Source organism: Bacillus sp. FSL R9-9492, from assembly GCF_038007365.1.
Classification (GTDB): domain Bacteria; phylum Bacillota; class Bacilli; order Bacillales; family Bacillaceae_G; genus Bacillus_A; species Bacillus_A mycoides.
The window spans coordinates 4,022,021-4,035,775 of record NZ_JBBOXC010000001.1 but is presented as its reverse complement, the minus strand read 5'-3'; the positions used below and the strand labels follow the sequence as shown (position 1 = coordinate 4,035,775).

The 13,755-nt window shown below is 35.9% G+C and carries 15 protein-coding genes; 11 read left to right on the top strand and 4 right to left on the bottom strand.

Annotation, left to right across the window (positions count from 1 at the left end):
* The first annotated feature begins 43 nt into the window (after positions 1-43).
* Positions 44-313, top strand: coding sequence for a UPF0223 family protein (locus tag MKY70_RS20405; RefSeq protein WP_002014862.1), 270 nt, complete (start codon positions 44-46; stop codon positions 311-313).
* A gap of 80 nt (positions 314-393) precedes the next feature.
* Here MKY70_RS20405 and MKY70_RS20400 read toward each other — a convergent pair whose 3' ends face one another.
* On the bottom strand, positions 394-1,020 hold the full coding sequence (locus MKY70_RS20400; protein WP_002014864.1) for a YktB family protein: 627 nt from the start codon (positions 1,018-1,020) through the stop codon (positions 394-396).
* A 206-nt stretch (positions 1,021-1,226) separates the two neighbouring features.
* On the opposite strand from MKY70_RS20400, the gene MKY70_RS20395 reads away from it, so the two are divergent.
* The gene (locus MKY70_RS20395) at positions 1,227-1,415 is read left to right on the top strand and encodes a hypothetical protein (protein WP_002121995.1); all 189 of its coding nucleotides are present in this window, start codon (positions 1,227-1,229) and stop codon (positions 1,413-1,415) included.
* Positions 1,416-1,503: 88 nt separating this feature from the next.
* Entirely contained in the window at positions 1,504-2,295 is a 792-nt protein-coding gene (locus MKY70_RS20390; RefSeq protein WP_002033721.1) for an inositol monophosphatase family protein, read from the top strand.
* 44 nt (positions 2,296-2,339) lie between these two features.
* Here MKY70_RS20390 and MKY70_RS20385 read toward each other — a convergent pair whose 3' ends face one another.
* Positions 2,340-2,519, bottom strand: coding sequence for a DUF5325 family protein (locus tag MKY70_RS20385; protein WP_000400127.1), 180 nt, complete (start codon positions 2,517-2,519; stop codon positions 2,340-2,342).
* Between the two features lie 140 nt (positions 2,520-2,659).
* Between MKY70_RS20385 and typA the strand changes: the two genes are divergently transcribed.
* From typA to MKY70_RS20370, 3 genes are all read left to right on the top strand, one after another.
* Positions 2,660-4,504, top strand: coding sequence for a translational GTPase TypA (gene typA, locus MKY70_RS20380; protein WP_002014867.1), 1,845 nt, complete (start codon positions 2,660-2,662; stop codon positions 4,502-4,504).
* A 158-nt stretch (positions 4,505-4,662) separates the two neighbouring features.
* Positions 4,663-4,965 carry a YlaH-like family protein gene (locus tag MKY70_RS20375; protein WP_000893662.1) on the top strand — a complete coding sequence of 101 codons (303 nt, stop codon included), beginning with the start codon at positions 4,663-4,665 and terminating at the stop codon, positions 4,963-4,965.
* Between the two features lie 14 nt (positions 4,966-4,979).
* Positions 4,980-5,255, top strand: coding sequence for a hypothetical protein (locus MKY70_RS20370; protein WP_002033723.1), 276 nt, complete (start codon positions 4,980-4,982; stop codon positions 5,253-5,255).
* 35 nt (positions 5,256-5,290) lie between these two features.
* Here MKY70_RS20370 and MKY70_RS20365 read toward each other — a convergent pair whose 3' ends face one another.
* A complete protein-coding gene (locus MKY70_RS20365; protein ID WP_002094429.1) occupies positions 5,291-5,491 on the bottom strand; it encodes a YlaI family protein in 201 nt (66 codons plus the stop codon).
* A gap of 145 nt (positions 5,492-5,636) precedes the next feature.
* Here MKY70_RS20365 and MKY70_RS20360 point away from each other — a divergent pair, with 145 nt between their 5' ends.
* Complete coding sequence (locus tag MKY70_RS20360; RefSeq protein WP_002014791.1) at positions 5,637-6,092, top strand: pyridoxamine 5'-phosphate oxidase family protein; 456 nt, start codon at positions 5,637-5,639, stop codon at positions 6,090-6,092.
* 246 nt (positions 6,093-6,338) lie between these two features.
* Positions 6,339-7,667 carry a PhoH family protein gene (locus MKY70_RS20355; protein WP_002088317.1) on the top strand — a complete coding sequence of 443 codons (1,329 nt, stop codon included), beginning with the start codon at positions 6,339-6,341 and terminating at the stop codon, positions 7,665-7,667.
* A 49-nt stretch (positions 7,668-7,716) separates the two neighbouring features.
* Here the strand turns inward: MKY70_RS20355 and MKY70_RS20350 are convergent, their stop codons facing one another.
* Complete coding sequence (locus MKY70_RS20350) at positions 7,717-8,214, bottom strand: hypothetical protein (protein ID WP_002014789.1); 498 nt, start codon at positions 8,212-8,214, stop codon at positions 7,717-7,719.
* Positions 8,215-8,364: 150 nt separating this feature from the next.
* Between MKY70_RS20350 and MKY70_RS20345 the strand changes: the two genes are divergently transcribed.
* From MKY70_RS20345 to pyc, 3 genes are all read left to right on the top strand, one after another.
* Positions 8,365-8,652, top strand: coding sequence for a YlaN family protein (locus MKY70_RS20345; RefSeq protein WP_002190534.1), 288 nt, complete (start codon positions 8,365-8,367; stop codon positions 8,650-8,652).
* A 125-nt stretch (positions 8,653-8,777) separates the two neighbouring features.
* Positions 8,778-9,959, top strand: a complete 1,182-nt coding sequence (locus MKY70_RS20340; RefSeq protein WP_341025615.1) for an FtsW/RodA/SpoVE family cell cycle protein — start codon at positions 8,778-8,780, stop codon at positions 9,957-9,959.
* A gap of 333 nt (positions 9,960-10,292) precedes the next feature.
* Positions 10,293-13,733, top strand: a complete 3,441-nt coding sequence (pyc, locus tag MKY70_RS20335) for a pyruvate carboxylase (protein WP_341025614.1) — start codon at positions 10,293-10,295, stop codon at positions 13,731-13,733.
* Positions 13,734-13,755 lie beyond the last annotated feature (22 nt).

Sequence of the window (13,755 nt, the reverse complement as noted above, 5' to 3'; positions counted from 1 at the left end):
GTAGCATAATGGAAAAAGAAAGAATACTGAATGAGGTGCAAAAATGGAATATCAATATCCACTTGATTACAATTGGTCAAATGAAGAAATGGTAGCAGTTGTAAAGTTTTATGAAGCGATTGAAAAGGTATATGAAAAAGGAGTTTTGAGAGAAGATTTGATGGAATTATATCGTCGTTTTAAAGAGATTGTGCCATCGAAGGCAGCGGAGAAAAAAATTGATAAAGAATTTCAAGAAGTAAGTGGATATTCTATATATCGTACGATTCAAAGAGCAAAAGAAGTAGCGGAAAAAAAGATTGTAAAAATGTAAAAATATTTTGAAAATTAAAATGCGAAGTGCTATAATGTGATAACAACTAAAAACGGACAATATAAATTGTCCGTTTTCTACTATCGATTACAAAGTGCATATAAAGGAAGGAGTGGTTGCATCGTAGATTCAATCTTAGCAAGGAATTGTTCGTTGGTCATTGCTGAAAACTCCTCTGGTGATATATGAATACCGACTAATAACTCTGCTTTTTTCACAGTAGCTAAACGTTCAATCATCTTTTGTAAGTCTTCCGTTTCAAGCGTTTTATGTAGTTTTACACCTGGTTTAGTATGGTCAATGGACCAAACGAAGTCATTTGGAATATTTGTTTTTAAATCATTTAAATGTTCTAAGAAGGCGTGAGCCGTCTCCACTTTTTGTGGACACTCATAGATTAAACCAAAGTATATGAAGGCGTGAGTACCCCATAAACCAATTTGAAAGTGTGGTAACATTTTATATCCACGTTTATTTGTTGAAAAAGCAACCCAAGTATCGTTTGGTGGATTGACTTTGCGGCGTGCATGTTTTGCTACATGGTAGAAAAAGTTTTCATCAGTTTGTTGTGATAAATATTCTGCAAATTGTTCCCCTAAAGCTTCTAGCTTAGGATGAATATTCGTTTTAATTGCGCTCATTCGTTCTTCAAGACCATCAACAGTAAAGACTTCAAAATCAGTTGATGTGAATGTTTGTAGTGTCATGATTGTTCCTCCAACTCCTATTTTGTTTTAATTTTAGCATAGCTTGTACTATTCATAAAAAAAACATCACAAAAAAATTTAAATAAAAAAATATAATTTTGTTGCATAGATGATTTATCCAACATAGTATAGTATAAAACAAAAAATCAGAAAATTGAATCAATTCTAGTCCGAGGGCAGACGAATATTGGGAGGAGGCAAAAAAAATGAGACAGGTGATTAATGCGTTAAAGAGAACAGATGCTGAAAAGAGAATTCCGGTGCTACGTTTGGAGCTAGATTATGAATTAGCAACTTTATATGATGCGATGATGGATAACGACAAACAGAAAAAAGAAGAGTGCGTACAAAAATTAGAAGTGTTAAGACTTGAAATGATCCGTTTAGAAGCGTAATAATAGTATATGTATAAATAATTAGTTGGTGCGAACCTTATAAAGGGTTCGTTTTTTCTGTGAACAGTATAGATCGGAGTGTTTAAACATGCAAGAAGTATGGAAAGACATCGATACACACGCGAAACAGTGGATTCGAGAAGCCGGAGAACAATTAATGGCGTCACTGAAAAAAACACTTATTATAGAAACAAAGTCAAATGCAGCTGATCTAGTAACAAATATGGACCGAGAAACGGAGCAGTTTTTAATTGGGAAAATTAAAGAAACATTCCCGGCTCATAATATTTTAGGAGAAGAAGGCTATGGAGATGAGATTACCTCTTCTAATGGGGTTGTTTGGTTAATTGATCCAATTGATGGCACGATGAACTTTGTTCATCAAAAAAGAAATTTCGCAATCTCAATCGGGATTTATGAGAACGGTATCGGAAAGATTGGTCTTATTTATGATCCAGTTCATGACGAACTATATCATGCGGTAAAGGGAGAAGGGGCTTTTTGCAATGATTTAGCTATTCCCATGTTGGAAAAAGGAACGGTAGAGCATGGAGTTATAGCTTTGAATGCGATATGGCTTACTGATAATCCATTGCTTAATATGGAAAAAATGATGATGCTCGTTAAGAAGGCGAGAGGTACGAGGTCATATGGTTGTGCAGCGTTAGAAATGGTATATGTTGCCACGGGAAGATTAGACGCATATGTAACACCGCGCTTATCGCCATGGGACTTTGGCGGGGGACAGATTATTGTAGAGGAAGTTGGCGGTAAAGTGACAACGTTCTTGGGAACGCCTCTTTCTATTGTAGAGAAAAGCAGTGTGTTAGTTGCAAAACCAGGAGTATACGAAGAATTATTACCATTTGTATCGCAATAATGAAAAAAAGTAAGAGGCATAAAGAAGCTTCTTACTTTTTAATGTTATTGCGATTTACGCATTTTTCTTTTTGTTACAAAACCGTATCCAACTGTAACAAATGTGCCGATAATGCAAATAATAATGCCGATGGGACTATTTTCAGCAATCATAATTCCGATACCAATTAAGAAGATAACACCGATAATTGCTGTTAATAAAAAGCGATATTGAATGTGTTCCATTTCTTCACCCTCCAATCTTATTTTACTTTCACAAAAGTAAGAATACAACTATATTTTCATTCTTGATTTTATTTTGATTGCCATTGTATCCCCTTCGCTCTTATAATAGAGAAGGATTAAAAAGACATTAGGAGTTGGACATGTTGAAAAAACGACAAGATTTACGAAATATAGCAATTATTGCCCACGTTGACCATGGTAAAACAACACTTGTTGACCAGTTATTACGTCAAGCGGGGACGTTCCGTGCGAATGAACATATTGAAGAACGCGCAATGGACTCAAATGATCTAGAAAGAGAACGTGGTATTACAATTTTAGCGAAGAATACTGCGATTCACTATGAAGATAAAAGAATTAACATTTTAGATACACCTGGTCACGCTGACTTCGGTGGAGAAGTAGAACGTATCATGAAAATGGTTGATGGTGTTCTACTTGTAGTTGATGCATATGAAGGTTGTATGCCACAAACACGATTTGTTTTAAAGAAAGCTCTTGAGCAAAACTTAACTCCAATCGTTGTTGTAAACAAAATTGACCGTGACTTCGCTCGCCCTGATGAAGTAGTTGATGAAGTAGTTGACTTATTCATCGAACTTGGTGCAAACGAAGATCAATTAGAGTTCCCAGTTGTATTTGCATCAGCAATGAACGGAACAGCAAGCTTAGATTCAAATCCAGCAAATCAAGAAGAGAATATGAAATCATTGTTTGACACAATCATTGAACATATTCCAGCACCAATTGATAACAGCGAAGAGCCACTTCAATTCCAAGTAGCACTTCTTGATTACAATGACTATGTTGGTCGTATTGGGGTTGGACGCGTATTCCGCGGTACAATGAAAGTAGGACAACAAGTTGCATTAATGAAAGTTGACGGAAGTGTAAAACAATTCCGTGTAACTAAATTATTTGGTTACATTGGATTAAAACGTCAAGAAATTGAAGAAGCAAAAGCTGGAGATTTAGTAGCTGTTTCAGGTATGGAAGACATTAACGTAGGTGAAACGGTATGTCCGGTTGAGCATGAAGAGGCTTTACCATTATTACGTATTGATGAGCCAACATTACAAATGACATTCCTTGTAAATAACAGCCCATTTGCAGGTCGTGAAGGTAAATTCATTACTTCTCGTAAAATTGAAGAGCGTCTTCGTTCACAATTAGAGACAGATGTAAGTTTACGTGTAGATAATACAGATTCTCCTGATGCATGGATCGTATCTGGACGCGGAGAGTTACATTTATCTATCTTAATTGAAAACATGCGTCGTGAAGGTTATGAACTACAAGTATCTAAGCCTGAAGTAATTATTAAAGATGTCGATGGCGTAAGAAGTGAGCCTGTAGAGCGCGTACAAATCGATGTTCCTGAAGAATACACTGGTTCTATTATGGAATCAATGGGCGCACGTAAAGGTGAAATGTTAGATATGGTGAATAACGGAAACGGTCAAGTTCGCCTTACTTTCATGGTTCCAGCACGTGGGTTAATTGGTTACACAACAGAATTCCTAACATTAACTCGTGGTTATGGTATTTTAAACCACACATTTGATTGCTACCAACCAGTACATGCTGGACAAGTGGGTGGACGTCGTCAAGGTGTTCTAGTTTCACTTGAAGCAGGAAAAGCATCACAATACGGTATTATGCAAGTTGAAGACCGTGGTGTAATCTTCGTTGAACCAGGTACAGAAGTATATGCTGGTATGATCGTTGGAGAACATACACGTGAGAATGATTTAACAGTTAACGTTGTAAAAATGAAACAACAAACGAACATTCGTTCTGCGACGAAAGATCAAACTTCAACAATGAAAAAACCACGCTTAATGACTTTAGAAGAGTCATTAGAGTACTTAAACGATGATGAGTTCTGTGAAGTAACTCCAGAATCAATTCGTCTACGTAAAAAGATTCTTGATAAGAGTGAGCGCGAAAGAGCTGCTAAGAAAAAGAAATCTGTAGAAGCGTAAAAATAAAAAAACAACTACCTTTATAAAAGGTAGTTGTTTTTTTATTTTGTTTATTTTTAGAATATTTATTCTTTTTTGTGGACAGTATTTTTTTTGCGAGTTACTCTTGTATTAAGTACATAAAGAAAATTTGTTTTTATGAGAAGGGAGGAAAGATAGTGTTAGAAAGAATGTCATTTTTCGCGAAATTGTGCAAAGTTGATGAAAATCCAGAACTAGGGATGTGGTTACTTTATGGAACAATTATTATATTGAGTGCACTTGTATATAATTTAGGATTTGCAAGGAAGCTATCAGTGCTAAAAAATATAGTAATATACATATCTTTAGCAATTGGATGCACGGTATTAACTTTCTTTGCAGTTTTTTTACCAGTTGGAGAGGGGCTCGTTGTAGCGGCGATTGTACTTGGAATTTATAGATTACGTTTACGTCAAGCGAAACAACAAAAGGCAGGGTGAAAAGGGGGAGTTTCATGCGCTCGGTACAAGATGCACTATATAATTGGTTAACAATTAAAACTGTTGCGGAAGCGCGTCCAGATGATAGCGCTGCACAAGAAACGTATGTATTATTTCGAAATATGATATATGAAGAGCATAAATTACGAAATGTAGAAGTGGAAAAGAACGAGGAAATGTATTTAATTACATATGAAATTGATGGAGAAATAAGGTGTGCAAGATTTCCAGTAGAAGCAATTGATTGTTTTTTGGATCAGATGAATCGTGAACCAGAAAAATACAAATAAGTCCTTATCTATATGATTAAGGACTTATTTACGGTTTACCAATCGTCTTCTACTTTTTTATCACGATATAATCGGAAATTACCACTTGCATGGCGTTCCATAGTACGCTCTGCAATGCGTTCCGTACATTCCATGCACATATATGTATGAATAGGGCGATTACGCAGTTTTTTTGCCATAGGATTTTCGTCATCTAACATATCTTTTTTATCACAAATCATACATCTGACTCTCATTTCGTCACCTCAATACGAATTCTATCAGTATAAGTATATCATGGAAGCATAATGTTTTTGAATAATAGCGGGAAAAAATAATATTTTCGCAATTCGAAAAATAGGTTATGATAAGGATATATAAATAATATTTGGAGGTGGAAATATGGCGAATGTAGTTGAGCCTACATTGACAGGTGATTTAGTACAATCTTTGCGTAAAGAGTGTATCGTTATGATAGCAACAACAGATTTCGAAAAACAAATTCCTAACGTAAGTGCTATTTCTTGGGTATATGCAGTGAGTGAAACTAGTATTCGATTTGCGGTAGATCAACGCTCACGTATTGTGGGGAATATACGGCATAGTGCAGGGGTTGTATTGACTATAATGGCGAATGAATCCGTATTTTCCATAAGTGGTGAAAGTGAAATTTTAACAGATAGAATGGAAGGGATTCCTCTAAAATTAACGGTAGTAGAAGTGAATGTACAAGAAGTTCGTGATGTTATGTTTTATGGTGCGAAACTTGCTACTGAACCAACATATGAAAAAACATATGATCTTCGAGCAGCTAAAAAGCTTGATAACCAAGTATTAGTAGGAATGAAAGAATTATAAAGAAGATGAATAGGAACATCGTTCATAAACTTTTACAAGTGAGTATTGTGATTTAATGTGAAAAATTATAATAAAAAGTAATATATTGAATAGAAATGAATAAAAAATAAAGAAAAGGTTTAATTTCTATGAGTTTCGATTCTACCTCGTTTTTACGGTACATATAATTATAACAATGGTTCGTCCATATTTTATGGATGAAACCCTTGTTCTACAAATTTAAAAGTGGAGTCAGGGGGTAACAGGTTGGATAAAATTTATGTGTTAGATACGAATGTACTTTTGCAGGATCCTTTATCTATTTTTTCATTTGCAACAAATGAAGTAGTGATTCCAGCAGTTGTATTAGAAGAGGTTGATTCGAAAAAACGTTATATGGATGAAGTAGGACGAAATGCTCGCTATGTATCTAAGTTAATCGACAAATTTCGCGAAATAGGAAAGCTGCATGAAAGTATTCCGTTAGAAAACGGCGGTACATTTCGTATTGAATTAAATCATCGCTCATTTGTTCAACTGCAAGATATTTTTGTAGAAAAAACAAATGATAATCGAATTTTAGCGGTAGCGAAAAACCTCTCTTTAGAAGAACAAGAAAAAGAGGACGGGAAATCAGTTATTTTAGTAAGTAAAGATGTACTCGTAAGGGTAAAAGCTGATGCAATCGGATTGCAGGCCGAAGATTATTTAAGTGACCGAGTAATCGAAGTGGAAAATATATATTCAGGGTTTTTAGAAGGGTATATATCAAAAGAACAGTTAGATTATTTTTATGAAAAAGGTGAACTGCCTTTATCTGAAATCGCAAATCATCCTTTTTATCCAAATCAGTTTGTTGTAATGAAAGATGCACTAGGGGGTTCTAGTTCTGCACTTGGGATTGTGGATCATTTAGGTAAGAAGGTAAAAAAACTTATTTTTCACAATGAACAGGTGTGGGGGATACGCCCACGAAACGTGCAGCAAATTATGGGATTAGAATTGCTACTTCGGGAAGATATTCCACTTGTAACGTTAACAGGGAAAGCCGGTACAGGAAAAACGTTACTTGCATTAGCTTCGGGACTAATGCAAACGGAAGATTTAGGGTTATATAAAAAACTACTTGTCGCGAGACCAATTGTACCGGTAGGAAAAGATATAGGCTATTTACCAGGAGAGAAAGAGGAAAAATTAAGACCGTGGATGCAGCCGATTTTTGATAATCTAGAGTATTTATTCAACACGAAAAAGCCTGGGGAGCTAGATGCTATTTTAGCTGGAATGGGTTCTATTGAAGTAGAAGCGCTTACCTATATACGCGGGAGAAGTATTCCAGACCAGTTCATTATAATTGACGAGGCACAAAATTTAACGAAGCATGAAGTAAAGACGATATTAACAAGGGTAGGCGAAAAAAGTAAGATTGTATTAATGGGGGATCCTCAGCAAATTGATCATCCGTATTTAGATGAATATAATAACGGTTTAACATATGTTGTAGAGAAGTTTAAAGAACAACGTATTAGTGGTCATGTAAAGTTTGTTAAAGGAGAGCGTTCTAATTTAGCACAACTAGCAGCGGATTTATTATAAAAAGGAGTGAGCTTAAGCTCACTCCTTTTTTGCCTTTTAATTATACAATTTAAATGATTGTAAATTTACGGATGTTACGAATCGGATTTTGTCTATTAGATCCATCATGGAAATATAGATGAACAGGCCCGTCTTCTCGTAATGGTTTACCTTCTTTTGAAAAACCGAGAATAGCTTTATGGGCTGTTTCTAACGGAAGTGTAATTGTATTGTCTGTGGTTTCAATTTCGACATGAGTAGCATCTTCTAAAATTTCAGCATTTTTTAGAAATGGATGAAGTGGTATGCCAAATGTCCCGTTAATAAGCTGTTCTTTTTTATATTTCTTTACACTTTGTTGTATTGGCGGGAAGGCAGCACCATCACGGATTTCGCGATCCCAATGCTCTGAAGTATGTTTTAAGTATGTTTCTAATTCGGATGATTCTTCTCTAGTTTCATCAAAGTAGGTTGTCAAATCTATTTTTCGATCATCGAAAATCCATACAGTTGGATCGATAGTGATTGGAAAACGAACTTTTCCATTAATAAATAAAATTTCGCTCATTGTTGTTCCCCCATTTGTGTTATACTCCCACTTTTCAGTATAATAGTATTAGACACTGTTGTCACAAAAAATGTTTCTATTGCAATTTATTAAAACTATCGCTAATATTAATAGATATGAGAGAGTAGGACGGAAACGGAGGGAATCAATTTGGCGTCTGAGACAGTATCAAATCATCAGGAAAAGGCACTAGCCCTTCTACAAGCGGATGCAGAGAAGATTTTAAGACTTATTAAGGTACAAATGGACAATCTTACAATGCCGCAATGTCCATTATATGAAGAAGTTTTAGACACACAAATGTTTGGACTATCCCGCGAGGTCGATTTTGCGGTTCGCCTTGATCTTATTGGAGAAGAACAAGGGAAAGCAATGTTAGGAGAGCTCGAACGTGAGTTGTCTGCACTTCATGAAGCATTTACAAACAAACAACAATAACGGGTTCAAATAAGGGGGCTCAAACTGAAATAGTTTGGGCTTTTTATTTGTATAATAAAGAAGGAAGAACCTATATACATATGGAATACAACAATAATTAAATTGAAACAGAAAGAGGAAATGAAATGAAAAAAGTATGGAAATCGATGGATTATTCCTTATTACTTCCTCTTGTTATCTTATGTGTGTTGGGAGTTATAATGGTATATAGTTCTAGTTCCATTGTTGCGATTTCGTCGAGACATAACTGGCCAGCAGATTACTTTTTTAAAAAACAATTATTTGCTCTAGCTGTTGGAACGATAATGTTAGCGATTATCGTTGCCATTCCTTATAAGTTGTGGAGAAAGCGAATAGTTTTGATCGCAATGGGAATAGGGAGTATTGGTCTATTAGCAGCAGCCTTTCTTTTCGGGCAGGTCATAAATGGTGCAAAAGGATGGATATTAGGTATACAACCAGCTGAGTTTGTGAAAATAACGGTTATTATTACGCTAGCAAACTTTTTTGCTAAGAAACAAGAAACGCAAACAGCTTTTGTACAAGGGATAATTCCTCCTCTAGCTGTTGTCGGTGGAGCGATGGGATTAATTTTACTTCAAAATGACTTAGGGACCGATATACTAATAGGTGGAACTGTACTGATTATGTTCTTTTGTTCAGGAGTTAATGTTAATTTAAGTATAAAACGATTCCTCTTAACGTCTATAATATGGATTCCAGCGTTATATTTTATTGGGAACTATAAGTTAAGTCAGTACCAAAAAGCTCGGTTTTCAGTTTTTCTTGATCCATTTAACGATCCTCAAAATGATGGGTTCCAATTAATAAATTCTTTTATTGGAATTGCTTCAGGAGGGCTAAATGGTCGAGGGTTAGGGAACAGTGTGCAAAAATATGGATACTTACCAGAACCGCAAACAGATTTTATTATGGCAATTATATCTGAAGAACTTGGATTTATAGGCGTAGCTGTCATTTTAATCTGTTTACTACTTATTATTATTCGGGCATTTAGGGTTGCACAAAAGTGCAGAGATCCGTTTGGAAGTTTAATAGCAATTGGAATTGCAAGTTTGTTTGGAGTTCAAACTTTTGTTAATGTCGGTGGTATGTCTGGGTTAATACCGCTTACAGGGGTACCATTACCATTTGTTAGTTATGGTGGGAGTTCTTTGTTAGCTAATCTGCTTGCAGTGGGTATACTGTTAAATATTGCTAGTTATGTAAAACGACAAGAGGAACAACAAAACAAATTGACTAACGAAATAGAACAAGGTGGACCGCATCTTGTTGTTGTAAAATAAAAAACACATTGAGCTCTAGAGTTCAATGTGTTTTTTATTTTGTTAGGTTTCAAATGTGATACAACATTGATTGTTTTAAAACGAAAAGTATATTACATTCAAGTGAATGTGATATACAATATTGTTGTTAGAAAAGGAAGAGGTATGCTATACTATTTTTGTGAAACAAATTGATCAGAAAACTTATCATTTGTTGAAAAATAAGGTATGATGGATAAAAATAAAGTGAAGCTTTCTAAGTATAATATAATGTAGAAAGTGAAGAACTTCACGCTCTTTAGAGTGTGTATGTATTTTATCTCTAGAGTGGTAGGAAAATAGAGGGGGAAAATCATGACAAAGCTGCAACGTATTCAAAAAGTATTGGTAGCTAACCGTGGAGAGATAGCAATTCGTGTGTTCCGAGCATGTTCAGAACTTGGATTAAACACAGTTGCGATCTATTCTAAAGAGGATAGCGGTTCTTATCATCGCTATAAAGCCGATGAGTCCTATTTAGTTGGGGAAGGGAAAAAGCCAATTGATGCTTATCTAGATATTGAAGGCATTATTGAGATTGCGAAAAGTAATCATGTAGATGCAATCCACCCTGGATATGGTTTCTTGTCAGAAAATATTCAATTTGCAAAACGTTGTGAAGAAGAAGGGATTATCTTTATCGGTCCAAAAAGTAAGCATTTAGACATGTTTGGAGATAAAGTTAAAGCAAGAACACAAGCGCAGCTAGCACAAATTCCAATTATTCCTGGTAGTGATGGTCCAGTAAATTCAATAGAAGAAGTTGAAGAATTTGCTGAAAAGTATGATTACCCGATTATTATTAAAGCATCCCTTGGTGGCGGCGGTCGCGGTATGCGTATTGTACGTGCTAGTGAAGAGTTAAGAGAATCGTATAATCGCGCGAAATCAGAAGCAAAAGCAGCCTTTGGTAATGATGAAGTGTACGTTGAAAAATTCGTTGAAAAACCTAAACATATAGAAGTACAAATTTTAGCAGATGAAGAAGGTAATGTTGTTCATTTGTATGAGCGTGATTGCTCTGTACAACGACGCCATCAAAAAGTAGTTGAAATTGCACCGAGCGTGTCGCTTTCAGATGATTTGCGTCAGCGTATTTGTGATGCTGCAGTAAAGTTAACGAAAAATGTAAATTATTTAAATGCTGGAACGGTAGAATTCCTTGTAAAAGGTGATGAGTTTTACTTCATTGAAGTAAACCCACGTGTTCAAGTTGAACATACGATTACAGAGATGATTACAGGAGTGGATATCGTTCAATCGCAAATTTTAATAGCTGATGGACATGCATTACATAGCAAAATGGTAGGTGTTCCTAAGGAAGTGGTTGTGCATGGATTTGCAATCCAATCTCGTGTAACGACAGAAGACCCACTTAATAACTTTATGCCTGATACAGGAAAGATTATGGCGTACCGATCAGGCGGTGGTTTTGGTGTTCGTCTTGATACAGGTAATAGTTTCCAAGGTGCAGTTATTACACCGTACTACGATTCTTTACTTGTAAAAGTTACTACTTGGGCACTTACTTTTGAACAAGCCGCTGCAAAAATGGAACGTAACTTAAAAGAATTCCGTATTCGTGGTATTAAAACAAATATTCCATTCCTAGAGAATGTAGTAAAACATAAAAACTTCTTATCAGGAGAATATGACACTTCATTTATTGACGCGTCACCTGAACTATTCTTGTTCCCGAAACGTAAAGACCGCGGAACAAAAATGTTAAATTATATTGGTACAGTAACAGTAAATGGCTTCCCAGGAGTAGGGAAAAAAGAGAAACCAATTTTCCCAGATGCTCGTATACCAAATGTGATACACTCAGAGCCAATGCAAAATGGAACGAAACAAATTTTGGATGAGCGTGGAGCGGATGGATTAGTAAAGTGGGTACAAGATCAAAAGCGTGTACTTTTAACTGATACAACATTCCGTGATGCACATCAGTCATTACTTGCAACTCGTGTTCGTGCAAAAGATTTACATCACATTGCAGAGCCGACAGCGAGAATGTTACCAAACTTATTCTCAGCAGAAATGTGGGGCGGTGCAACGTTTGATGTTGCATATCGTTTCTTGAAAGAAGATCCATGGGAACGATTACTAGATCTTCGTGAAAAAATGCCAAACGTTTTATTCCAAATGTTACTTCGTTCTTCAAACGCAGTTGGATACAAAAACTATCCAGATAATTTAATTCAAAAATTTGTAGAATGTTCCGCGCAAGCCGGAATTGATGTGTTCCGTATTTTTGATAGCTTAAACTGGGTAGAAGGCATGAGAGTTGCAATTGATGCTGTACGAGATACTGGTAAGATTGCAGAAGCAACAATGTGTTACACAGGAGACATTCATGATCCGTTACGCAGTAAATATGATTTAAATTATTATAAAAATTTAGCAAAAGAGTTGGAAGCATCAGGAGCTCACATTTTAGGAATTAAAGATATGGCGGGCTTACTAAAGCCAAACGCAGCATATGATTTAGTTTCAGCACTAAAAGAGACGGTGTCGATTCCAATTCACCTGCATACACACGATACGAGCGGAAATGGTATTTTAACGTATACGAAGGCGATTGAAGCAGGTGTTGATATTGTCGATGTAGCGGTTAGTTCTATGGCTGGTCAAACGTCACAACCAAGTGCGAATACACTATACTATGCGTTAGGTGGAAACGAAAGACAACCAGATGTTAATATAGACTCATTAGAAAAACTATCTCATTATTGGGAAGATGTACGAAAATATTATGCTCCATTTGAAAGTGGTATGAATGCTCCTCACACAGAGGTATATATGCATGAAATGCCGGGTGGACAGTATAGTAATCTTCAACAACAAGCAAAAGCGGTTGGCTTAGGAGATCGCTTTGATGAAGTTAAAGTGATGTATCGCCGTGTTAATGATATGTTTGGCGATATTGTAAAAGTAACACCATCATCTAAAGTTGTCGGTGATATGGCATTATTTATGGTTCAAAATCACCTAACAGAACAAGATATTTTAGAACGTGGACATGCTATGGACTTCCCAGGATCTGTTGTTGAAATGTTCTCTGGAGATTTAGGACAACCATATGGTGGTTTCCCGAAAGAATTACAAAAAATTATTTTAAAAGGGAAAGAGCCATTAACAGTAAGACCGGGTGAATTATTAGAACCAGTAGATTTCGATGCTTTAAAAGAAGAGTTATTCCACAAACTTGGACGCGAAGTAACAATTTTTGATGTAGTCGCATATGCATTGTATCCAAAAGTATTTATGGACTACGAAAAAGTTGCTGGGATTTATGGAAATGTATCTGTGCTTGATACACCGACATTCTTCTATGGTATGAGACTTGGTGAAGAAATTGATGTGGAAATCGAGCAAGGTAAAACATTGATGGTTAAACTAGTTTCCATTGGGGAGCCACAGCCAGATGGAAATCGTGTGCTTTACCTGGAGTTTAACGGACAACCGCGTGAAATCGTAGTGAAAGATGAAAACGTGAAATCAACTGTTGCACAGCGTGTGAAGGGGAATCGTGAAAATCCAAATCATATTAGCGCAACGATGCCGGGAACTGTTATTAAAGTAGTTGTAAAAGAAGGCGATGAAGTGAAAAAAGGTGATTCCATGGCAATTACAGAAGCTATGAAAATGGAAACGACGGTTCAAGCGCCATTTAGTGGTAAAGTGAAAAAAGTATATGTAAATGATGGGGATGCAATTCAAACGGGAGATTTACTCATTGAATTAGATCATTAAAATAAAGAAAAAGAGCTGTGCG